Source organism: Streptomyces syringium, assembly GCF_017876625.1.
In the GTDB taxonomy this organism is placed as follows: domain Bacteria; phylum Actinomycetota; class Actinomycetes; order Streptomycetales; family Streptomycetaceae; genus Streptomyces; species Streptomyces syringius.
Window position 1 is genome coordinate 1081077 of sequence record NZ_JAGIOH010000001.1, and the last position, 23230, is coordinate 1104306.

A 23230-nucleotide genomic window follows, 5' to 3' on the forward strand; every position below is an offset into this window, starting at 1 on the left:
CCTTGGCGGTTCCCTTACCCGAGGACTTGTTCGTCCAGTCGGGACAGGTACACGCGTCCGCGGCAGCGGACCGCAATGGCTTCGCCGCCCGGCCCGCTCAGGCCGGCGGCGGCTTTCCGGAGTCTCGTACAAGGCCGGGGCAACCACGGCCGAAGGGTACGAACCCTGCACTCACGACCTTACGGAGTAATTTCCCGAGCAATGCAGGCCGGTACTGTCATTACCGATGCAAACAAACATCGTGTAGGTCTTGTCCTCGGGCAGGTTTCCGGCATCATCGGCCTTCGAAGGCGCCGGCTTCCCCTTGGTGTTCACGTCTCGACCGGTGCTCAGCACGGCCGTAATGTAGTAACCATCGGACTCCTGATCCTCAGCCCTCAGGATGTCGCCATTGGCTATCCACTTTCCCGCACCGACAACCTTGCCGTTCCGCTTGACATAGATGGACCGGGACCCGTCCGACTGCATAGGGTGCGCACTGAATTCCGCACTCGGTGCGGCAACTGCGCTGCCCGCTCCCAGAGTCACAGCACAGCCGACCAGCATGGCGGCAGCCGAGAAGGTGGCTGCAATTCGGTTACGCGTTGAGGCCTGCACGTTCCCCCCTGGTTCAACTCCGATTCATTGGTCGATGAAACAATAGCTGAACCCTCAATCGAGTACTACCCCCGCCAAAGGCAGCGCGAAGAATAAATATAAAATCCTGGTCTTTGCGGCTCTGCACCCATAAGCACCGAAGGCTCGATCTTTGCAACCGGAATGCCGACCTCCCCAGGGCTTGGCGACATGCCAACACGTGGCATGGTCACACCGCCGCCCGGCGCATGCAGACCCGCGGCCACCGGTCCAGGCCATGAGCCGCTTCGCGTTCGCGGATCGCCGGTAGGCCGGGGGTGACCCTGCTGTCGTCCACGAGCCGGAAGGGGCAGTTCGTCCAGGCTTGCGGGTCTGATCTGCATGGACGCATTTTCCACAGCACTCCGGACGGCACCACCGAAGGGGAGCGCTCTACCATTGGCCCATGCCCAACATGCCATCACGGGTCGAGCTGTGCCCGCTCACCCTCGCCGACCAGGAAGAGTTCTGCTCGCTCGTGAGGGCCAGTGCCGAGCTCCATGCACCGTGGATGCAACTGCCCGCGACCGCGGCGGAGTTCCAGGAGTGGATGCGCCGCTTTGACGACGGGACCAGCCAGGGCTTCGTGATCCGCGTTCAGGAGACCGGTGCGGCTGCCGGCATGGTCAACATCAACTCGATCATCCGGGGCCGCTACCAGGGCGCGTCCCTCGGCTATGCGGCTTTCGCCCCCTCTGCCGGGCGGGGATACATGGCCGAAGGGCTCACCGTCACCCTGCGGCACGCCTTCGACGACCTGCGGCTCCACCGGCTGGAGGCGAACATCCAGCCGGCGAACAAGGCGTCCTTGGCCTTGATCCAGCGCCTGGGCTTTCGTTACGAAGGCCTGTCGCCCGCCTATCTCTATATCGACGGGGCCTGGCGCGACCACGAACGCTGGTCCATCACCGCACCCTCTCCCTGGACGCCCCACTCCTCCCTTCCCGAGGTCTGATGAGCAGGGGGACGTCCGGGCCGCTCAGCAGCTCCACCGCATGCCGGGCGACGGCGGCCAGCACTTCTCGCCGCGTCGCGCCGTTCCGGGCCCGCCGGGTGCGGCGCCTCGGCGTCGGCATGGGCGGCACGTGCGGCTAGGCGTGCGGTGCCCCCGTCTCCGTCAGCTCGCCGTCGGCGACCCGCAGCCACCGGTCGATGCCGATCCGGGTCAGGAAGCGCTCGTCGTGGCTGACCACCACGATCGCGCCGCGATAGCACGCGAGGGCGCTCTCCAGCTGGCCCGCGCCGACCAGATCGAGGTTGTTCGTCGGCTCGTCCAACAGCAGGAGCTGCGGGGCCGGTTCGGCACACAGGACACAGGCGAGCGTGGCGCGCAGGCGTTCGCCACCGGAGAGTACGCGCACGGGCAGGTGCACTCGGGAGCCGCGGAACAGGAAGCGCGCGAGCAGGTTCATCCGCTCCGCCTCCGGCCGGTGCGGGGCGAACACCGCGAAGTTCTCGGCCACGGTGCGGTCGGGGTCGAGCAGATCCAGGCGCTGCGACAGGGAGGCGATCCGCCCATCGGCACGCTTGATGTGTCCGCTGTCCGGGGCGAGGTCACCGGCGATCAGCCGCAACAGCGTGGTCTTGCCCGCGCCGTTGGGCCCGGTGAGCGCGATGCGCTCGGGCCCGCGGATCGTGAGGTCGACGCCGTCCCCCGCGAACAGGTCTCGCTCGCCGTGGCGGATCCGCATCCGCTCCCCCAGGACCACCGTGCGTCCGGCGGGGACATCGGTGTCGGGCAGTTCCAGGACGAGCCGCTGCTCGTCCCGCAGGGCGCGTCCCGCTTCATCGAGCCGGGCCTGTGCCTCGTGGACGCGGGTGGCGTGCGTCTGGCCCGCCCGGCCGGCGGATTCCTGGGCACCGCGCTTCATGTTCCCGGCGAAGATGCGCGGCAGGCCGGCGTTCTTGAGGTTGCGGGCAGCGTTGCTCGCGCGGCGCTCGGCCCGCTCGCGGGCCTGCTGCATCTCGCGCTTCTCCCGCTTCAGCTCCTGTTCGGCGTTGCGTACGTTCTTCTCCGCGACGTCCCGCTCGGCTCGCACGGCCTGCTCGTACTCGGTGAAGTTGCCTCCGTACAGCCGCAGTTCCCCCCGGTCGAGTTCGGCGATGCGCTCCATGCGGTCCAGCAGGGCCCGGTCGTGGCTGACGAGTAGCAGACTGCCGTTCCAGTCCGAGAGTACGTCGTAGAGCTTGTGGCGGGCGGCGAGGTCGAGGTTGTTGGTCGGTTCGTCCAGCAGGAGTACATCGGGGCGCTTGAGCAGCTGAGCCGCCAGACCGAGGCTGACGATCTGTCCGCCGCTGAGCGTGCCCAGGGTCCGGTCGAGGGCGAGATGTCCGAGGCCGAGCCGGTCGAGTTGGGCGCGGGTGCGCTCTTCGATGTCCCAGTCGTCGCCGATGGTCGTGAAGTGCTCCTCGCTCACGTCGCCGGACTCGACGGCGTCGATGGCGCGGACCACCGCGTCGACACCCAGGACCTCGGCCACCGTCGGCTCGCCGACCAGGGGGAGGTTCTGCGGGAGATAGCCGATCGTTCCGTGCACGGTCAACGCCCCGGCTGCGGGGCGCAGTTCACCGGCGATCAGCTTCAGCAGGGTGCTCTTTCCGGAACCGTTGGGCGCGACGAGGCCCGTACGGCCGGCGCCAAGAGTGAAGGACAGGCCCTCGAAGACCGGGGTGTCGTCGGGCCAGGAGAAGGTGAGCTGGGAGCAGATGACGGAAGTGTCGGACATGGGGATGACCTCGTGAGGAAAAGAGGGCAGGCCGCTCCATGAAGAAACCGCTGTGCGGGATTCGTCCTGCGGAAGGCACTGCCCCTGAGACAGGGAATGAGGGGACGACGAGAGGACCACAACGGCGGCACTGCCAAGGGTGCGCCTGCCGGTGGTCGATCAGATCCGGGTATCACCCGGAGATGTCGTCGTCACCCACCATGTCTGGACTCCTCTACGAAGGATCACTGCCGAGCTAACCGTATCAGGCTCCGCGTGGCCGCCAGCAAGCCCGACTCTCCCCGGTCGCCGACGGGAAGGGTTCCATTCAGGCGTTCCAGGTCAGGTGCTTCTTCCCTGGTCACCGCTCACTTTCGCGTTCCGACGTCCCGAAGTTCAGGCCTTTCGTGGCGGCCGGAACGCATGACCCCGCAGGCTCGGGTGGTCCAGGCGCCACATCGAACGATTTGGTGCGCACGCAGAGATCCGTGGCTGCCGGGTAGCGGCACCCACATGAAGGAGTACCTCTCTTGACCACTCACCTCAGGCAGGGCGCCGGCCCACGGACGTTACTGGCGCTGATGACGGCACTGTGCGGGATCATCGGTGCCACCGCGCTCGGTACGACACCGGCGGCGGCAGCCGATCAGCGTCACGCGATCTACGCCATCGCCCACCGGGTCAACACCCTGGACGGCGTGGACGCCGCAATCGGTCACGGCGCCAACGCCATCGAGATCGACGTCTGCGCCTGGTGGAATCCGAACGAATGGCGCGCCTACCACGACTGCTCCTCGGCCGGTGACAACCGGCGGGGCCCCAGCTTCAACAGCATGATCGACCGCGTTGTCTCCAACGCCCGGGCAGGCCGTCGGCTGGCGCTGGTCTGGCTGGACATCAAGGACCCGAACTACTGCGGAGAAGCGCAGAACCGCGGGTGCAGCGTCGCCGGACTGCGCGACAAGGCGCAGAGGCTGACGGCGGCCGGGATCCAGGTGCTCTACGGTTTCTACGAGTACCACGGCGGCAGTACCCCGGACGTCGGCGGCAGGGGCTGGAAGAGCCTGGAAGGCAAGCTCGGCACGCTGGAAGGGATCACCACGACCGGGACCCGCGATCAGGTCCGCAGCGCCTTCGACCGGTCCGGTGCCGGATTTCCGGCCGGGCGCCGGGTGATGGACTACGGCGACGGCAATATCGCCAACGGATTCGGCAACTGCACGGAAGCCACCTACAACACGTGCGCGGAACTGAAGAAGGGCGCCGGGGACCGTGCCGCCGGGCGGCTCGCGGCCACGCTGTCCTGGACGACCACCTACAACGATCCGTGGTACGTCGACAAACTGCTGGGCGATGCGCGGGTGGACGGCATCATCGCGGGCTACGGCAACTTCACCGGAGAGCACGAGTACGACAAGGGCTGGCAGTGCGCCAACGCGATCAACCTGGTCCGTGACTGGGTGAACCGCCACAGCTCCACCCATCGCATGGCCAACAGCGGTGACCGCCTCTTCAGGTAGCCGACAGCCTCGGGCCGGAGCCGTACCAGGGGGACTTCGGGGGGAGCGCCGCCGGCACTCCCCCCGAAGTGATGAATCTTGAGAAAAAATGGTGGGCCGCTCCCCGACCGAATGAGCCATGAACTTGACCTTCAGACGGCTTTGGGAGGCTTCTTCGGTTACCTCCGAGACCGGAATGGTGCGGTTCGCCAGAGGAAGTGACGGCACATCGGTTCGTATGCTTCGTGTCCGATCCGCCCCTGTTACCGCGAGCCGGGCGCGACTTCCTCCGCACGTCCGGTCACCGGCGCCCGCGCGCACGGTCCCTGCGGCCGGTGCCTATGACATCCTCGGTGACGTGACGAGCGAACCTGTCAAGGACGAGGACTCCGGTGTCGCACCCGACGTCGTCGCGCTGGCCAAGGTCGTGGCCGCGCTACGCGCCGAAAATGAGCGCCTGCAGCACCAGGCGTCCACCGCGGCCATACTGGAGCGTGCCAAAGGCCTGCTGATGGCACGGTCGGGCTGCTCGGCCGCAGAAGCGCACGAGGAGCTGACGCGGCGGGCGCGAGCCGACGGCCGCACGCTGACCGAGGAGTGCTGGATCGTCCTCGGTGACATCCCGCGGGCGGCCGCCCACCCGCCCTTCCTCGCAGTCCAGGGCGTCACGGACGGTCCCGGCATCCCGGACCAGGGTTCCCCGGGCCCGCCCGGATCGACGCGCCCCGGCGCGGCCCCCGCCGCCGGCCGGGCCGGGCAGCTGCTGAAATCCGGCACAGAGCCGCGCCCGCCCTCCCGCCCCGCGCTCCTCGGCGACCTCAGCAGGGCGCTCACGGGTACCACCGGCCCACAGGACGTCGCGGAACGGCTGCTGGACCACCTGGCCGGGCCCCCGGTCCGGGCCGACGCCGTACTCCTCTTCTCCCGCACCGTGCACGACACCCTGGAGCTGGCCGGGCACGCCGGCGCCGGGGCCGCCGTCGCCGCCCAGTGGCGGTCCGTGCCGCCGGTCGGCGGCATCGCCGCGCTGGACGCCGTCCGCCGCGGCGAGGCCATATGGCTGGAGGACCCGGCACAGGACGCACAGCGTTACCACCTGATCGGACAGCCATCGCAGAAATGGCGCACCCGCGCCTGGCTCCCGGTCACCACCGGCGGCAGGGTCACCGCGGCCCTCGGCGTCCTGCGCACGGTGGAGGCCCCCTTCGGCGAGGACGTGCGCGAGCTGCTGCGGTCCGTCGCCCGGCTGTGCGCCGGGAGCCTCCGCGCAGGGTATGTGCGCCCGGCGCCGTTCCGGCTGAACGGAGTCCCCGGGCCGTCCAGGCCGTCCGGAAGGCCAGGGGCCCCGGAGGCGTCCGGATGGTGCGCACCGGCCGGGCAGACCGCCCGGCCGGGCCGCCCGGAAGGTCCCGAAGCCGGCATGGCCGCACTCGTCCAGGCCGTCTTCGACGTCCTCACGGGCCCCGCCATCCTCCTCACCCCCTTGCGGTCACCGGCGGGTGACGTCGAGGACTTCCGCATCGACGCAGCCGCGCCGCAGTCCGTCGACATCGCCGGCCGACGCGGCCGCCGGCTGATCGGGCTGCGAGTCCTGGAGTGCTACCCCACCGTGGCCGGCGCCGACGTCTGGCGGGGCTACCTGCGGACACTCACCACGGGGACGCCGTACGAGGGCGATCCCTTCACCTACGAGGAGGTCACCGCCGGCCTGCCGCAGTGCTCCGTCTACTCCGTCCGTGCGGTGAAGCTCGGTGACGCACTCGTGGTCACCTGGGTGGGCCACGACGACGTCGACCGGCAGCAGGCCCTCCTGGCCGACCTGCAGCGGCTCGGCAACCTCGGCTGGATGGACTGGCACCTCGTCACGGGCGCCATCAGCTGGTCACCCCAGGTCCACGCCGTCCTCGACCGCGACCCGGAATCGGACCCGCTGCCCCTCGACGCCTTCCCCGGGGACGTCCTGCCCGAGGACGCCCCGGACTTCACCCGCGCGCTCCAGGACCTCCTGGGCGCGGGCACGCCCGTCGACCGCCAGGTACGGATCACGACGCGGGGCGGTGTCCGGCACCTGCGGGTCGTCGCCGAGGCGGTGCCGGACGCCCACGGCACCCCCGTCGAAGTGCGCGGTTTCGTCCAGGACGTCACAGCGCAGCGCACCGCCGAACTGGCCCTGACGGAGACCCGGCAGGCCGCCCTGGCCCAGCGCAACGTCCTGCAGGCGGAACGTGCGGTCGCCGCCCGCCTCCAGCACGCCCTGCTGCCGCTGCCCGGGCAGTCGCTGAACCTGGGCGATCTGCGCGTCGACGTCGCCTACCTCCCCTCCCACGACGACCTCAATGTGGGCGGCGACTGGTACAGCGCCCTCGAAATGCCCGGCGACGGGGTCCTCTTCGCGGTCGGCGACGTGGCCGGACACGGCATCGACGCGGTGGCCACGATGGCCCAGCTGCGCTTCACGGCCAAGGGCATGGTCGTCACCGGCTCGTCGCTCACCGGCGCGCTGCACCGGCTCAACACCCTGCTCCTGCACACCCGCGACCACCATGCCACCGCCACTCTCGTGCTCGGCCGCTACGACCCCGCCGACCGCTGCCTGACCTGGGTCCAGGCGGGCCATCCACCGCCCCTGCTCGTGCGTGACGGGAAGGCGGAATTCCTCTCCCCGCCCGAGGGCATCCTGCTCGGCGCCACGCTGCGGCCCTCCTTCGGCGAGGCCGTGTGCCGGATCGCGCCCGGCGATCATCTGCTGCTGTACACCGACGGCCTGGTCGAACGCCCCGGGGAACACCTGGACGAGGGGCTCGCCCGCCTCGCCCGCGCCGCCGAGACCGAACTGTCCACGGACGGCCGTGGCTCGCTCGACACCCTGCTGTCCCGTCTCCTCCCGGACGAACAGGGCGATGACGTGTGCCTTCTGGACATCCACCTGCCCGCATCCGCTTGACCTGAGGAAGGGGACTGCGACCGGTATTGGTCGGCCGGGACGTGTCAGTGCCGTCTCCTACCATCCGCACCATGCGTAAATTCTTCATGGTGGGTGGCCGGACACTGTCGTATCTGGACTTCGGCGGCCCCGGCAGGCCGCTGCTGGCTCTGCACGGGCACTACAACGAGGCGTCGGCGTTCGCTCCGTTGGCCGCGGCGCTGGCTCCACGGTGGAGAGTGATCGCCCTCGACCAGCGCGGGCACGGGGAGTCCGACCGTGCTCCCCGTTACGAGCGGGGCGATTACGTAGCCGATGTAGCGGCCTTTCACCGGCATCTGGACGTCGGTCCGGTGGCGGTGCTGGGCCATTCGCTGGGCGGGGTGAACGCCTACCAGTTCGCGGCCCGGCACGCGGACAGGGTGAGCGCGCTGATCGTCGAGGACATCGGCGCGGTCGTGGACTGCGACTGGTCGTTCACCACACGCCTTCCCGGCGTCGCGCCGTCCCGGGAGGCGCTGGCCGCGGCCCTGGGCGCGGCGGCGCCCTATCTGGAGTGTTCCTTCCGTCGGACGGACCGGGGCTGGGGGTTCTCCTTCGACATCGCCGACACCGTGGCGTCCCAGAAGGCGCTCAACGGCGATCATTGGAACGACTGGATATCGGTGACCTGTCCCACGCTGCTGGTCCATGGGACCCGCAGCGACGAGTTGGCAGCCGGTCACGCCCGGGAGATGGTCGCCCGCCGGGCCGGCGTCATCCGTCGCGTCGAGCTGTCCGCCGGTCATGTCGTGCACCACGATGCTCCGGACGCCTTCGCCGATGCGGTCACCGCGTTCCTCGACGGTCACTGCTGACTCAGGCTCCAGGCCCCAGGCGGCATTTGTACGAGTCCAGGCTCAGTAGCTGGGGCTGCCCGACGGGACGGGCGCGACGGCGCGGTCACCGAACGCGGTCCACGGGCGCCAGCCGCTGCCGGGCCGGTCCTGTACCCGGGTGCGTATCCGCCCTTGGGCGGTCACGGCGAAGACGTGCGTCCTTCCGGTGGCATCGGTCGTGGCCGTGGGCACGGCGGCGAGCCGGACGCCGGGCTCGCCGAAGTCGTCAGCAGGGTCCCAGCTGCCGCCGGGGGTGGCCTGCCGGCGGTGGCTGAGCCGTGCGCCGCCAGGAGACAGGGCGAAGGCGTCGAGCCTGCCGTCGGCGTCGGCGACGAGTGCCGGGGCCGTGGCGGTCCAGCCGAACATCGGCTGCCAGCCGTCCCAGCCTCCGCTCGGCACGGTCTGACGCCGGGAGAACGTCGCCACTCCGGACGGGGCCGTCGCGGCGACGGTGAGCCTGCCGCTGCCGTCGCGTGCCACGCGTGGCACAGTCCCGGCCGCGGTGCCGAAGCGGTTCCACTGCGCCCAGGCGCCGCCCGGTGTCTCCTGCCACCGGTGGTAGATCCCGGCGCCCCCGGGTGCGAGGGCGAAGACTTCCAACCGACCGTCGGCGTTGGCTGTGACGACGGGCGGTGCGCCCGCGGGCCCGCCGAAGGCGCCGTCCCACGCGTCCCAGGCCAGCGATCCGGGTGAGGCCTGCCGTCGCCGGGCAATGCCCGTGCCGCCCGGGCCGAGCGCGAAGGCCTCCAGTCTGCCGCCGGCGTCGCGGGCGACGGCGGGGGCCGCGCCTGCCGGGCCGCCGAACTCCTCCCAGTCGTGCCAGCTGCCGTCCGGCCGCTGCACCCGGTGGTGCAGGTTGGCACCGCCCGGGGCGAGGGAGAACACCTCCAGCCTGCCGTCGGCATTGGTGCCGAGCGTGGGAACCGCCCCGGCCGGGCCGCCGAACGACTCCCACGGCGACCATGTGTCGGCCTGCGGGTCGAGTTGGACGCGGCGCAGCAGTGAACCGTCGCTCGCGTCCTGCGCGAACACGGTCAGCCGACCGGCGACATCCAGGCCGGCGACGGGGTTGTCGGCGCTCTGCCAGGGCGGTGGTGCGTCCCGCCACTGCAAGGGGGCCAGGTACAGCCCTTGGTGGAACCAGCCCGCGGCACTCGTATGCCACTGCTGTCCGTCGGCGACCACCTCGACCGCGTGACCGGGCACATGGCCCGCGTAACCGTCGAGACCGAAGGAGAACGGGTTCCGGGACGCGAACACGTCCGTGCCGTCGTAGCCGTTGCGGGGCCCGATGAACAGGTAGTACCAGCCGTCCCGCTCGACGACGAAGGGCGACTCGGTGACCGATACCGTCGCGGCGGTGGTCGCGTCGGTGAACGCGATTCCTGGTTCGCTCCAGCGCAACAGGTCATCGGAGCGCCGGAAGGCCACCACGTGCCGGCCGTCCTGGCCGGACAGTTCGGTGTAGTACATCACCCACTGGCCGGCGATCCTCACCACCATCGGGTCGCGCGCCACGCGCCCCCGGAAGAGCGGGCCGGTGGGGATCCGCGTCCAGGTGAACAGGTCGGTCGAGGTGGCGAGATTGATCGCGGCACCGCTCCGGCCACCGGCGGCATAGAACATCCAGTACGTGCCGCCCGCCTCGATGACGTGCGGCGCCCACAGGTGCTCCTCTCCGAAATAGGCCCGGTCGACGGTCAGCGCGTCGGCGTGCGTGGTCCACGGTCCGTAGGGATCCGGGGCGGAGGCATGGGCGAAGGAGACCTCGGCCGCGCTGTCGGGGGCCTGTCCGGGAGGCGCGACGGCACCGACGATGCCGAACAGGTGCCACCGGCCCGCTGCCTTGATCAGCGTGTGATCGTTCAGGTAGCGACGCCCACCGGGGGTGGACGGGTCGTGGACGTGCGTGAAGGGCCCCGCGCCGATCCACCGGTGGGGCGTGGGCGGCGCCGCGGTGGCGACCGCGCCGCCCACGGCCCCCGGCAGTGCGAGGGCGCCGGCCGCGGCGTAGCCCTGGAGCAGACGACGTCTGCTGATCGGATGCATGAAATCCTCCCGCAGGGGTGCCGCGGCCGGCCGGGCGTCGTCGCCCCGGCCGGCCGCGGTGTCGGGTCACTTGGTGGGCGGGCCGGAAGTGCTGTTGAGCCAGGCCCATTCGGACCAGGTGCTGAAGCCGGTCTGCCACCTGTGGTGCACTCCGGCCTGGCTCATCCCGAAGACCTCGATGCGACCGTCGGCATTCGCCGTGGCACTGATCTCGGTGCCGCCGGTTCCGAAGGTGTCCCAGTCGGCATAGGAGGCGTTCACGCCCTTCTGCCAGATGTGCATGGCGGCATCACCATTGACGGCGAAGACCTCCACCCGCCCGTCGGGACTGCGGTCGCTGGTGAGCCGGGAGTTCGCAGGACCGTGGGTGGGCTCCCAGCCGGACCAACTGGTCGGACTCGTCTGGTACCGGTGGAACACTCCCACCGGACCGGAAGCGAACACCTCCAAGCGGCCGTCCGCGTTGTGGTCGACGGTCACGTCATGACCGCCACCGCCGAAGTCCTCCCACTGCGACCACCCACCATTGACAGCCGTCTGATACAGATGCTGGAACGTGCTCCCATTGAGCGCGAACACCTCGAGACGGCCGTCGACGGCCTTCTCCATCTTCACCCGGCTGCCTTCAGGACCACCGCCCGTGGGCTCCCACGTCGACCAACCGCCGTTCGGAGCGTCCTGATACCGGTGGAACACCCCCTTCGGCCCCGAAGCGAACACCTCGATACGACCATCGGCGTTGACCCCCGCGGCCACGCTGCTCCCGCCGGTACCGAACTCCTCCCAGTCCGACCAGGCGCCGGACGGGGAGAGCTGATAGCGGTGCTGGGCGATGTCGCCATTGATGGCGAACGCTTCCAGACGCCCGTCGGCATTCGAGGCGATGGCGAGCTGCCCGTTGCCGGGTCCGCCCAGCCGCTCCCACTCCGACCAGCCGCCGTTGACCTGGGTCTGCCAGGCGTGATGCACCCCGTCGGCCCCCGCCGCGAACACCTCCAGCCGGCCGTCGGCCGACCGCGCGGACACCACCCGGCCCGACTCCTGGGGGTACACCAACGGTGCGGGCCCGGGGCCCGGACGCCCGAGACGCGCTACCGCGGCGCGTGCGACGTCCATGTGCCGCCGGTGATGGCCCATGACGTACGTGGACCACGGCTGCCAGTTCTTCCCCTGGTTGGAGATGCGGAAGGCCTCGTTCGCATTGCACTGGGCGTCGTAGGCGCAGGCGTCGTCGACCTCCGCATGCCAGTAGTTGTTGATCTGCCACAGGCCGCGGTCGGTCGACGCGGGGCTGTTGCCCGTCGTGTTGGACGCGGACGGGTTGCAGCTCGACTCGGCCAGTGCGACGGCGACGGCGAGTTCCAGAGCCTCGCCACGCCAGCCCGCGTTGTAGCCGACCTGGGCGCACAGGTCACTCGCGTCCGCCTGTGCCGGTGAGGCGCCGATGACCAGGCCCGCCGCGGCGAGCAGCGGAGCCAGCACCGACACGACGACACGGCGGCAGGCGCTTCTGGCCGGCGAGGCCGTTCTCGCTCGCCGGGATTGCGGGATCGATATCAACTGCTGCCCCTTCAGGTGGCCGGTCATGTCATGGGGGGACCGGAGGTGCTGTTCACCCAGGCCCATTTCGACCAGGTACTGAACCCGGTCTGCCACTTGTGGTGGACTCCCGCCTGGCTGGTGCCGAAGACCTCGATGCGGCCGTCGGCATTGGTGGCGGCAGTGATCTCGGTTCCGCCGGTGCCGAATTCGTCCCAGTCGCTGTAGGGAGCGTTGACGCTCTTCTGCCAGATGTGCGCGGCGGTCTCACCGTTGATGGCGAAGACCTCCACCCGCCCGTCAGCGGTGCGGTCGCTCGTGAGCCGGGAGTTGGCGGGGCCTCGGGTGGGCTCCCACTCCGACCAGCTGGTGGGGCTTGTCTGGTACCGGTGGAAGACCCCCACTGGTCCCGAAGCGAACACCTCCAGGCGGCCGTCCGCGTTGTGGTCGACGGTCACGTCATGACCGCCGCCACCGAAGTCCTCCCACTGCGACCAGCCACCATTGACAGCCGTCTGATACAGATGCTGGAACGTGCTCCCGTTGAGCGCGAACACCTCAAGGCGGCCGTCAGGGGCCTTCTCCATCTTCACCCGGCTGCCGGCCGGGCCACCGCCCGTGGGCTCCCACGTCGACCAGCCGCTGTTGGGCGCGGTCTGATATCGGTGGAAGACACCCACCGGCCCGGAGGCGAACACCTCGATACGCCCATCAGCGTTGACTCCGGCGGCGACACTGCTTCCACCGGTACCGAAGTCCTCCCAGTCCGACCAGGCTCCGGACGGTGTCAGCTGGTAGCGGTGCTGGACGGTGTCGCCGTTGACCGCGAAGGCCTCCAGCCGGCCATCGGCATTGGGAGCGACCGCCAGCTGCGCGTCAGCGGGGCCGCCCAGCCGCTCCCACTCCGACCAGCCGCCGTTGACCTGGGTCTGCCAGGCGTGATGCACCCCGTCGGCCCCCGCCGCGAACACCTCCAGCCGGCCGTCGGCCGACCGGGCCGACACCACCCGGCCCGACTCCACCGGATACACCAACGGCGGGGGTCCGGGGCGTCTGCCCGGCGTGCACGGTATGGTCACGCCGCGTTCCGCGAGGTAGGGAACGGGGTCGATGCCATGCCTCATGCTGGTGTCGCGTCGCACGCGCAGATGGAGGTGGGGGCCGTCGGCCTGGCCTTCCGCGCCCATGAGCGCGATGCGCTGACCGGCCGTCACCCGCTCGCCCACGGCCACGTCCCGGTGGTACATGTGCCCGTACTCGGTCACCGTTCCGTCGGGGTGCAGGATGCGGATCCACTGGCCGTAGCCGTCGGCGGGGCCGGAGTTGATGACCTCGCCGTCGCCCACGGCATGGATCGGAGTGCCGTGAGGGGCGGCGATGTCGATGCCGTCGTGATCGCGAGCGCCGCCGTAGGGATCGGAAATGAAGCCGGTCGTCGGGCAGGAGGCGGCGTATCCGGCTGCCTGGGCTCGCGCGGCGGCCGGGGATGTCGTCACCAACGACGGCAATACGGTGACTGCCGCCGCGAGAACGAGGCGCAGCGCACGTCTGGAAAGACCGTGTAGCACGTGGCGTCCTTCCCCCTCGGGGTCATGTCGGAACGGACGGGTGGGGCACGGTCGCGGCTCGTTGAGCGACGACTCGCCCGCACCGGCGGGGTGGACGCTAGCCACGGCCGCCCGCTGGGAGCACCGGGAACGCTACGGATTGACAAGGCGACGTCCGCGACGACCGGGGTACCGGCCGTTCAGGGGGGCGTCGGCCGTCCAAGGGGTGTCGGCCGTTGGAGGCGCCTCGGCCGTTCGACGCGAAAGGGACGGGGCGGAGAAAAGGGCCGCGACCGTTCCGGCAAAGCGGGCCCCGTCGCCCGCGATATGGCAATGTCCCCTCACGGGAGGGGACATTGTGGACTACTTGGCGCGTGCCCTGCGGCCCTTTGGCGGCTCACATTCCTTCGCGGCTGCGATGAAGGGATTGAGCGCGTCATGGAGCTTATTCAGCGAGTCGGGCCCGAGCTCGATCTGGTAATACTGGACAGACGGGACCAACCTGGTTTCGAATTCGCTGCTTCCGTCCTCGTCGCTCTTCGCGGCCCCCGCCCGGACTTCCATACCCGGGACCGCGAACGTGTGCAGATGGACGTCCCCGGTCACGGTCGGATCGAGGTCGTCGTAGGCTTCGACCTTCACCCATATCTCCTGGGTGAAGGACTGGTCCCCTACCGTCAGTGTTCTGCCTCCCTTCTGCACACCCGGCTCGCCTTGCCGCGATTCGTCTACCTCAATAAACCTGGTACCCATCAACGCCCCTTCTCAAGAACGACCAAATCCTAGCCGCTGCTGGGGAGTTGTACTCAATCGGGAAGACGCCGGGAGGCCGCCACTGCTCCGGACATCCTTATGCCGTCTCAATGGGCGAGTCGACGGCAGCGGATGCCGGCCGCGGATGAGGGTGTGTACGAAGCCGAGAGGCTGCGCCATCTGCCACTCCGGGGGTGCCTGAGACGGTTGCCGGCCCATCCCGGCCGGCATCGTCGTCACCGGCGTCGGGCAGTGTGCGGATATCGCGGTGCTGCCCGGCGCCGACGAGTGCGTGTCAGTCCCAGGGGTTGGCCGGCTGATCGTTGATGGCTGTCCAGAAACGGGTACCGGCAGGGACGTCACCGTAGGCCCAGTAGCTCCAGCCGCCCGAGCTCTCAAGGCCGGGGCCGTATCTGCCGTCGTGGAACTCGGCCATGCGCCAGCCGGGCCCGAAGCTGTTCGCACAGACTCCGTCGGCGACCGCGCGGCTGGTCAGGCGGGTGCCGCGGAGCGGGCCGGTGGCCGCGACCACTCCGCGCGCCCAGCCCGCGTAGAAGCCGGGCGTGATGCCGGCGGGGGCCGGTCGGCCGTCGATTCTCAGGCAGAGCAAGGGCAGCGCTGTGGCCGTGGAGGTGTCGCCCAGGTAGGGGTTGCTCAGAGGGCCGCCGCCCACCTGGACCGTTCCACTGGGGCCGTCCGCGAGCAGAGTCCAGGTCATGGCCTTCCCGTTGGCGTCCCCGGAGGGAGTCGCGGCTGCCGCGGTCGGGGTCATGGTGCTTCCCGCCACAGCCAGCGCCGCTGCACCGAGAGCGAGGGCCGTCTTCACCGAGCGCATGATTTCTCCTCACGGACGTGGCCTGAGAGATATGGCGCGACGGTCGGGATTCTCCACGCTCTTCACAAGATGCCCAAGGGGGGAACCGGACACCGCGCCGGGGGCCGCGCGTCGTCACCCCTGCCCCTCTGGGTGAACACCCCCGGCCCTGCTGGGGGTGTTCGTGTTGCTGTCGCCGTCGCCGTCGCCGTCGCCGGGCGGAAAGTCAGGACAGGGTGCCGGTGACCACGGAGGCCGCTTCCGCGATCAGTTTGTTGTCGTAGGGGGCGTCTTTCTTGTTGCGGTTGGACATGATCGCCATGACGATGGGGGCGGCATCGGGCGGCCACACCACGGCGATGTCGTTGCGGGTGCCGTAGCCTTGGCCGGCTCCGGTCTTGTCGCCGACCACCCAGCCCTTGGGCACCCCGGCCCTGATGAGCTCGTTTCCGGTGGTGTTGGTCCGCAGCAACTTCGTGAGCCGGGCTTTTTCGCTCTTGCCGAGGGCGTCTCCGAGAACGTACGCGCGCAGGTCCTTGGCCAGTGCTCGCGGTGTGCTGGTGTCCTGGGTCCCGCCGGGGGCCCACCGGTTCAGCTCGGGCTCGCGGCGCTCCATCCGGGTCTCGTGGTCACCCATCTCCTCGAGTGCGGCGTCGAGGGCCTTGGGGCCGCCGAGCGCGTCGAGCAGCAGATTGCCCGCGGTGTTGTCGCTGAAGCGGACGGCGGCGTCACACAGCTCGTCCAGACTCATTCCGGTCTCGACGTGCTTCTCCGTCACTGGGGAGTAGTCGACCAGATCGTCCTTGGAGTACGTGACCACCCGGTCCATCCCGCTCAGCGAATATTTTCGCAGCACGGCGCCGGCGGCCAGCGCCTTGAACGTGGAGGCATGGGCGAACCGCTCGCCATCGTTGTAGGCCACTTCGCGCCCGGTGGCGGTGTCGATGGCATAGACGCCCAGCCGCGCGTCGAACTTGCGCTCAAGCTCCTTGAATTCGCCGGCGAACGGCTTCGTGGCAGTGCTCGGCCTCGTCGTCGCGGCGGACGGGGACGACGAGGCCGGGGAGCCGCCTTGGCCGCACGCTGTGAGCGGGACGAGGGCGAGCGCGGCGAGCGCGCCGACAACAGCGCGGCGGGCACGAGTGTGCTGCATGGTCCAAACCTCCAGGGGCGCCCACAGCGCGGGCGCGTCGGGGACGGGTGACGCGGCCGTCCCGGTACGTGGTCATGACTGCCCGACCACCCTCGCCTTCGGGCGGCCATGCGGTCCAATACGCTTGTGCGCCGTTCCATGCAGATTCGGCATAGAGTTCGGGGTGTGGATCTGGTCGGGGCATGTCGCGCGTTCGTCAGCGTCAGCAAGCACGGCAGCTTCACCGTCGGAGCGTCCGCTGCCCGGATGTCCCAGTCGGTGGCCAGCCGTCGCGTCGCGGCGCTGGAAGAACATTTCGGGGAGCAACTGTTCGAGCGCACGTCACGGCGGGCCGTCCTCACCCCCTTCGGCCGGGATTTGCTGCCGGTGGCCAGGCAGCTCGTGCAGGCGGCCGATGTGCTGCTCCACGAGGCGGAAGCCGCCAAGAGCAAGCCGTGGCGGCTCGCGATGCCCGGCACCTGCTCCACGGTCGACCTCGCGCGCCTCGTCGCCGACGCGCGGGGGCACGGTGTCACGCTCGACGTCCGCAGCGCGGAGCCCGCGCAGCGCAGGGAACTCCTCCACGCGCAGCAGGTACGTGCCGCCCTGCTCGCGGTGCCGTCGGACGAGGCGGTGTGGTCCGTGCCGCTCGGGCTCGCCGCAACGCGGGACACCGGCGTGCAGCGCGTCTACCTGGAGACTCTGCGGGTCGGACGGGGCTCGCCCGACCCGGCTCGTCGTATCTGGCTGCAGCCGGAGGACGACGTACCGCACATCCGGGATCCGTTGGCGCGGCTGCGCGACGCGGTCGGCCTCCGGCCCGCGCAGCTCGTCGTAGCGGCCGACCTGACGACCGCCGCGGCGGAGGTCCTCTGCACCCGCGACCTGCTGTTGTGCTCTCCCGCACAGGCCGAGGAACTCGCCCTCGGCTGGCGTCCCATCGGCGAGATCACTCTGCGCCGCGGGTACGCGCTCGCCATCGCCGCGGACGGCAATCCCCAGCCCGTCGAAGCGCGCCTGGGGGACGCCATCGCCCGCTGCCTCGGCGCGGACACCCTGACGGGAACCGCGGAAGGGACGACGACGTGAACACCGAGGCCCTGCTGAGCGACCTGCGCCGGCAGCTGCACGACGGCGGTCTGCACGGCTGCCTGCTCGTACGGGATCTGCACACCGGCGACGAGCTGGGGATCGAGCCGGACACTCCGCTGCCCTCCGCGTCCCTGGTCAAGGTTCCGCTCGCGCTGGCGACGGCGGAACGCATCCGGCGGGGCGAACTCGACGGGGCCACAACGCTCGACGTGCGACCCGGGCGGATCACCACGCCCGGCCCCACCGGGCTGAGCCGCTTCCGCCACCCCGCCCGGATCGCCATCGACGACCTGCTCTACCTGAGCACCTGCCTGAGCGACGGAACGGCCGCCGACACACTGTTCGGCCTCACCCCGCCCGCCCAGGTCGCCGACATCCTCCACGAGCTCGGCATCCGTGGCATCACCGTCCGCCACACCATCCACGAGCTCTCCGACACCCCCGCGGAGCGCCTCGACGCCAGCGAAGCCCACCTCGCGCACGCCTTGGCCATAGACGCCGGCACCAGCGGCCGCGGGCACCGGGTCCCCCAGCTCGACACCACACGCGCCAACACCGGCAGCGCACGTGCCTGGGTCGAACTGCTCCAAGCCCTGTGGGCACCGTCGAAGATCCACCCCGCGGTGGCCGAGCGGGTACGCGACCTCCTGGCGCACAACGTGCTCCGGCAACGCCTCGCCCCGGACTTCAGCTCCGACGCCACCACCTGGTCCTCCAAGACCGGCACCCTCCTCAACCTCCGCCATGAGATCGGTGTCGTCGAGCACTCCGACGGTCAGGCCTACGCCATCGCCGTCCTCACCGAGTCAGCCGTCCCGGCCGACTCCCAGCCCGGCGCCGAAGCCCTCATGGCACAGGTCGCCCGAACCCTGCGTGACCACCTACGGAACTACTGACAAGCATGAGGGCTGGGCGGAGTCATCGTCGCGGGGTGGGGAGGCTGGAGGTGGCGATCCGGCCCAGGAGAGTGGCAAGTCGCCGGGGCATGGAGAGGAACGGCGAGTGGCCGCTCGGCAGCCGGTGGACGGAATCGGCGCGCGTGGCGAGCTCCTGTTGCCGGGACGGCACGAGCGCCTGGTCGCGGTCGCAGACTACGTAGCTGGAGGGCACGGTGCGCCATCCTGCCGTGGTCACCCGCTCGGTGAAGGACCGGACGCTCTGCGGGCGCAGCCGGGCCACGGCGCGGTCGGCATCGGCCTCGGGCACGTCGTCGAAGAGTATCCGCCGGGCATCCTCGTACGGCGGGGCGTGGCCCGTGCCGTCGTCCGGCACGGGCGCTCCGAGGAACGTGAACATGCTCTCACCCACGTCCAGTTGGAATCCGGCGAGGTACACCACCCCCACCACGTTCGCGGCATCTGCGATGGCCTCCGTGGCGGGGACGCCTCCGTAGGAGTGGGCGACCACCACCACCGGGCCGTCGATGCGCCGGAGGCTGTCCCGGATGGCGTCCGCGTCGTCCAGCATGCCCACCGGGCGGGCGCCGTCGTACCGGCCGGCCGGAGGACTGGCGCTGGGCAGGTCGACGGCGTCGGACCGCCAACCCTCGGCGTCGAGCGCGGTGCGTACGGAGTCCCAGCACCAGGCTCCGTGCCAGGCTCCGTGGACCAGCAGGAAGGCCGGCCGGTCGGTGTCGACGTTCATGTGCGGTACCTCCGTTGTCCGAGCCGCGGGCGGGGAGACCGCGGCGCGAAGCGGCCGCCCCGCCCGTGGTCGCGGGCCGAGTGACCGCACTCACGACTCCCGACGATACTGCGCGGTCCCTGCACCAACAGCGGCCTACAGACGCATCCCGAGCCACAGGCGTCCGTCGCGCCCGGTTGTGCAGGCAACAAGCATGTAGGCATGTACTAGGGAGTGGTTGGGGGAACGGTGCGTCGGGCCGGATGCCTCCTGGTGATCAGAAGACGCTCGCTGGCACCGAGTGGCCGGCGCCCCCGCGCCTGCTCTCAGGCCACTTCCCCGCTCCGGCGGATCGCTCTCCGGCACCCCGACGCCGTGACCGCCACCATGACGCGGGCTGGAAACGCACCATCGAGGCCGCACATCTCATGGAAGGCCCCCGGCTCCCACGCCGCAGGCGTACAGTTCGGCGCTTTCGCTGCCCAGCAGACCAACAGCCCTCTTTCCACAGCCGAACTGACTCCCTCACTCGGCACCGGTCTCGTCGCGAACCTCGCGCCAGGGACCCGGGGAGCGTTGCCGCATCGTGTTCCCCCGCACTGGACCGGGGCGGAAGCACGGCCGGATACCGACCTCTGTGACGGGTTGGCCGGTTTTGAAGCCGTGGTGTTGCCGGGGCGTTAACTCGGAGACAGGATCACTGCTCGTATCAACCTGATTACTCATCCAGGAGCCGAGAAGTGATACGCCGAACCGCTCTCCGCGCCCTCACCACCGTCGCCGTGGCCTCCGCCGTCACCCTGCCCCTCATCGAGGGAGCCCGGGCGGTCGCCCCCGCGACCGCTGCCACCGGGGCCGCGATCAAGGCGGACGACGACAATCCCTTCCGCTGGATGGAACTGGACGGCCTGCGGGCCGACTTCCAGTTCATGTGTCCCGCGGGCCACTGCGTGGGCTTCTGGTCCCTGGTCCTGACCGACGACGTCGCACAGCAGAGGTTCGAAGGCGGCAAGTTCTTCGTCTACGCCCCGGCCACGGGTGAGTTCAGCTTCTTCCTCGGCACGGACATCGCCGTACGCACGGTCGGCAACGCCAGGCAGGTCCGCCTGGCGGACACGGAGTTCATGCGCTCCCACCCACGTGTCGAGGTTCGATACGGCGCCCCCGACCAACCAGGCCGGGCCCGCGTCGTCGCCTCGGCGACGACGCTGATGTAGCGAGCCGGCAGCCCTGCCGGGGCGGACGACCGAGTCACGCCCGGACCGCCCTGCGGCCACCACGGTGGCACCCGGCCACCACACCGCGCCACCACCGCCATGTCCCGCAATTCACTGCGCCTCCGTCCGCCTCGCGGCGACGGCCTTCCTGCCCACCGGCGTAGCGACGCGGCCTTGGCGCCGAGCGGCACTCGCCGCAAACCCTCCGTTGCGCCGTGCTCTCGCATGCCCGCGCATGTCCTCGCTTCACGAGTTTCACCACAAGGGAGTAATTGCCATGTACAAACGTCGGAGAATTCTAGCCTTCGCCACTGTGGGTGCGGTCATGTGCACCGGTGGGTTCATGCCGTCGGCCAGCCAGGCCGCCGACAGCGGCGACGCGGGAAAGAAGAATTCCTACGCCGAAACGCACCACCTGACGGCGGATGACGTCGAGAACATCAACGCACTGAACGAAAGAGCGCTGGCTCTGGGCCGACCGAGCGCCGGCCCGCCCTTCCGTACCCCCGACTCCGCCGGCGACAGAGTGATCCCTCCCGCCGAGCCGCTCGACAGGATGCCTGACGCGTACCAGCCCTCGGGGGGCAGAGCCACCACGGTCGTCAACAACTACATACGCAAGTGGCAGCAGGTCTACAGCCACCGCGACGGCAAGAAGCAGCAAATGACCGAAGAGCAGCGGGACAAGCTGTCCTACGGTTGCGTTGGCGTCACCTGGGTCAATTCGGGTCCCTACCCGACGAACAAGTTGGCGTTCGCGTACTTCGACGAGAACAAGTACAAGAACGACCTGGAGAACACCAGGCCCCGGCCCAATGAAACGCGCGCGGAGTTCGAGGGCCGCATCGCCAAGGCCAGTTTCGACGAGAGGAAGGGTTTCAAGCGGGCTCGCGATGTGGCGTCCGTCATGAACAAGGCCCTGGAAAGCGCCCACGACGAGGGGGCCTACATCGAGAACCTCAAGAAGGAGCTCGCGAACAACAATGACGCGCTGCGCTACGAGGACAGTCACTCGAACTTCTACTCGGCGCTGAGGGACACGCCGTCCTTCAAGGAAAGGTACGGGGGGAACAGCGACCCGTCCAAGATGAAGGCGGTGATCTACTCGAAGCACTTCTGGAGCGGTCAGGACCGGTGGGGCTCCTCCGACAAGAGGAAGTACGGCGACCCGGAAGCCTTCCGCCCCGCCCCCGGCACCGGCCTGGTCGACATGTCGAAGGACAGAAGCATTCCGCGCAGCCCCACCAATCCCGGCGGAGGTTACGTCAACTTCGACTACGGCTGGTTCGGGGCACAAACGGACGCGGACGCGGACAAGACCACATGGACCCACGGCGACCACTATCACGCACCCGATAGCGACCTGGGGCCCATGCACGTATACGAGAGCAAGTTCCGGAACTGGTCTGCCGGGTACTCGGACTTCGACCGGGGAACCTACGCGATCACGTTCATACCCAAGAGCTGGAACACCGCTCCCGACAAGATGACGCAAGGCTGGCCGTAGCAGGGCCAGGGAGGAGAGCCGGGGCCGCCTCCCGGCTCTCCTCCCGCACACGGGGGGCAGGGAACCCCCGTCGACTTCGCGAAGGACACCAACTCCGCGCCGGGGCAGTACGACCATGCTCTGTCACACCTACCACCGCTGGAGCGCTCTGGTGGACAGCTGCCGGCAGAATCCCTGGATTGCCGGTGAGCTCGTGTCAGTGCCGTATGGCAAGGTCTCTCGCACGAACACGGAACGGAACGAGGAGTTCGGGATGATCGGGGCCTGGGACACAGTGCGAGTGGTGGAGCTGGCACGACGGCTGCGGGAAGCGGAGACCGGCGGCTGGAGCGGGCCGGCGCTGCGGGCAGTGGTTGAGGGCCTCGGCTGGCAGTGGCAAGAGGGCACCTCCGGACCGCGGCTGGTGACGGGGCCGGCGCCTGACGCCTCCCCTCGGTGGACGCCCCGGCTGCGCCCGGTGGACCGCTTCGAGAAGGACTACGTGCACGGCGGCGAGGAGTACGTCGGACTGTATGTGCCCGTCGCGTTGCCCGAGGGCGGTGCCGCGGGGAAGGCGGCGGCCTTCCGGGCGGTCGCCGAGGTGCTGACGCAGGAGTTCGGTCCGGCTTCCATCATGGGCGCGTACGGCGACCCCGGGCCGTTCTACGACTCCGCCCCGCTGTGGGGCAGTCCCTTCCTTCGCTGGCGTGAGCGCGAGAACACGCTGGAGCTGCACGCCGGCGAGCACGGCCCGGAGCTGCTGCTCCAGCCGACCGACCCGGTGGAGAACTGGTTCTGGCGGCAGGGGCACGGTGAGCACTACGCCCTCGGCGGGTTCTTCGGCAGCCGCCGCGATCCCGCCAACGCGGGCCTGGGCTTCCCGGGACGCTGGCGCACCGACGACTGGGACGTCTTCACCCACACCCTCGGCGATTTCCTCGACACGCTCCCCGCCGAGACGCACGCTCTCGGCATCGAGCTTGACTTCGGCTTCCACGCTCTGGTGCCCGGTACCTACGGCCCGATCCTGTTCCACCTCCTCTGCGGCGACCGACTGGAGATCATCTACGACCCGGAGCGACTCGGAGAGGGCGTCACCGATCCGGCCTCCTTCGGCTGGATCCCGCAGGCCACCCGCCCCGCCGCCCTGGACCACTGGCTCGAGGCCCCTTACCACTCGGGGGACTTCGGCATCGGCGAGGTGGACGGCCGCCGACTGGCCCGCATGATGGTCGCCACCCTGCGCGACCTGGGCGTCTCCTCTCCGAAGGACCTCAGCTTGACCGACCACGCACAGAGCGTCGGGGACTACCACGTCGACTACTACGGCCTCACCCTGCAGGAGAACCCCTAGTCAG

18 protein-coding genes and 1 pseudogene are annotated in these 23230 nt (G+C 69.8%); 9 read left to right on the forward strand and 10 right to left on the reverse strand.

What is annotated here, in order from left to right:
* Positions 1–171: 171 nt before the first annotated feature.
* Together JO379_RS04735 and JO379_RS33105 are read right to left on the reverse strand one after the other, a co-directional pair.
* A complete protein-coding gene (locus JO379_RS04735) occupies positions 172–597 on the reverse strand; it encodes a hypothetical protein (protein ID WP_130876462.1) in 426 nt (141 codons plus the stop codon).
* A gap of 208 nt (positions 598–805) precedes the next feature.
* Positions 806–907, reverse strand: a pseudogene (locus tag JO379_RS33105) (GNAT family N-acetyltransferase); the annotation flags it as partial.
* A 114-nt stretch (positions 908–1021) separates the two neighbouring features.
* On the opposite strand from JO379_RS33105, the gene JO379_RS04740 reads away from it, so the two are divergent.
* Positions 1022–1570, forward strand: coding sequence for a GNAT family N-acetyltransferase (locus JO379_RS04740; protein WP_209514037.1), 549 nt, complete (start codon positions 1022–1024; stop codon positions 1568–1570).
* A gap of 136 nt (positions 1571–1706) precedes the next feature.
* On the opposite strand, the gene abc-f is transcribed toward JO379_RS04740, so the two are convergent.
* Positions 1707–3341 carry a ribosomal protection-like ABC-F family protein gene (gene abc-f, locus JO379_RS04745; protein WP_209514038.1) on the reverse strand — a complete coding sequence of 545 codons (1635 nt, stop codon included), beginning with the start codon at positions 3339–3341 and terminating at the stop codon, positions 1707–1709.
* 509 nt (positions 3342–3850) lie between these two features.
* Here abc-f and JO379_RS04750 point away from each other — a divergent pair.
* From JO379_RS04750 to JO379_RS04760, 3 genes are all read left to right on the forward strand, one after another.
* Positions 3851–4840 carry a PI-PLC domain-containing protein gene (locus JO379_RS04750; protein WP_245381379.1) on the forward strand — a complete coding sequence of 330 codons (990 nt, stop codon included), beginning with the start codon at positions 3851–3853 and terminating at the stop codon, positions 4838–4840.
* Between the two features lie 337 nt (positions 4841–5177).
* Entirely contained in the window at positions 5178–7763 is a 2586-nt protein-coding gene (locus JO379_RS04755; RefSeq protein WP_307841899.1) for a SpoIIE family protein phosphatase, read from the forward strand.
* Positions 7764–7834: 71 nt separating this feature from the next.
* Positions 7835–8599 (forward strand): alpha/beta fold hydrolase, encoded by a 765-nt coding sequence (locus JO379_RS04760; RefSeq protein WP_209514040.1) that lies wholly within the window; start codon positions 7835–7837, stop codon positions 8597–8599.
* Between the two features lie 42 nt (positions 8600–8641).
* Here the strand turns inward: JO379_RS04760 and JO379_RS04765 are convergent, their stop codons facing one another.
* The 6 genes from JO379_RS04765 to bla all read right to left on the reverse strand — a co-directional run bounded on the left by JO379_RS04765 (position 8642) and on the right by bla (position 16475).
* Positions 8642–10669, reverse strand: a complete 2028-nt coding sequence (locus JO379_RS04765; protein WP_209514042.1) for a DUF8189 domain-containing protein — start codon at positions 10667–10669, stop codon at positions 8642–8644.
* A 66-nt stretch (positions 10670–10735) separates the two neighbouring features.
* Complete coding sequence (locus JO379_RS04770) at positions 10736–12157, reverse strand: DUF8189 domain-containing protein (protein WP_242625917.1); 1422 nt, start codon at positions 12155–12157, stop codon at positions 10736–10738.
* Positions 12158–12252: 95 nt separating this feature from the next.
* Complete coding sequence (locus JO379_RS04775) at positions 12253–13776, reverse strand: DUF8189 domain-containing protein (RefSeq protein WP_209514044.1); 1524 nt, start codon at positions 13774–13776, stop codon at positions 12253–12255.
* A gap of 342 nt (positions 13777–14118) precedes the next feature.
* Positions 14119–14397, reverse strand: a complete 279-nt coding sequence (locus tag JO379_RS04780) for a hypothetical protein (protein WP_130876469.1) — start codon at positions 14395–14397, stop codon at positions 14119–14121.
* Positions 14398–14803: 406 nt separating this feature from the next.
* Positions 14804–15343, reverse strand: coding sequence for a hypothetical protein (locus JO379_RS04785; protein WP_209514046.1), 540 nt, complete (start codon positions 15341–15343; stop codon positions 14804–14806).
* 205 nt (positions 15344–15548) lie between these two features.
* Entirely contained in the window at positions 15549–16475 is a 927-nt protein-coding gene (gene bla / locus JO379_RS04790) for a class A beta-lactamase (RefSeq protein ID WP_130876471.1), read from the reverse strand.
* A gap of 165 nt (positions 16476–16640) precedes the next feature.
* Between bla and JO379_RS04795 the strand changes: the two genes are divergently transcribed.
* Both JO379_RS04795 and JO379_RS04800 read left to right on the forward strand, forming a co-directional pair.
* Complete coding sequence (locus tag JO379_RS04795) at positions 16641–17543, forward strand: LysR family transcriptional regulator (RefSeq protein ID WP_242625918.1); 903 nt, start codon at positions 16641–16643, stop codon at positions 17541–17543.
* On the forward strand, positions 17540–18442 hold the full coding sequence (locus JO379_RS04800; protein ID WP_209514048.1) for a serine hydrolase: 903 nt from the start codon (positions 17540–17542) through the stop codon (positions 18440–18442). Before JO379_RS04795 ends, JO379_RS04800 begins: the two co-directional genes overlap by 4 nt.
* Positions 18443–18464: 22 nt before the next feature.
* Here JO379_RS04800 and JO379_RS04805 read toward each other — a convergent pair whose 3' ends face one another.
* On the reverse strand, positions 18465–19190 hold the full coding sequence (locus JO379_RS04805) for an alpha/beta fold hydrolase (protein ID WP_209514050.1): 726 nt from the start codon (positions 19188–19190) through the stop codon (positions 18465–18467).
* Between the two features lie 719 nt (positions 19191–19909).
* Between JO379_RS04805 and JO379_RS33615 the strand changes: the two genes are divergently transcribed.
* The 3 genes from JO379_RS33615 (at position 19910) to JO379_RS04820 (ending at position 23226) form a co-directional block, all read left to right on the forward strand.
* Positions 19910–20386 (forward strand): hypothetical protein, encoded by a 477-nt coding sequence (locus JO379_RS33615; RefSeq protein WP_209514051.1) that lies wholly within the window; start codon positions 19910–19912, stop codon positions 20384–20386.
* Between the two features lie 277 nt (positions 20387–20663).
* Entirely contained in the window at positions 20664–21893 is a 1230-nt protein-coding gene (locus JO379_RS04815) for a protein-glutamine gamma-glutamyltransferase (protein ID WP_209514053.1), read from the forward strand.
* Between the two features lie 283 nt (positions 21894–22176).
* Complete coding sequence (locus tag JO379_RS04820; RefSeq protein ID WP_242625919.1) at positions 22177–23226, forward strand: hypothetical protein; 1050 nt, start codon at positions 22177–22179, stop codon at positions 23224–23226.
* The last annotated feature ends 4 nt before the right edge of the window (positions 23227–23230 follow it).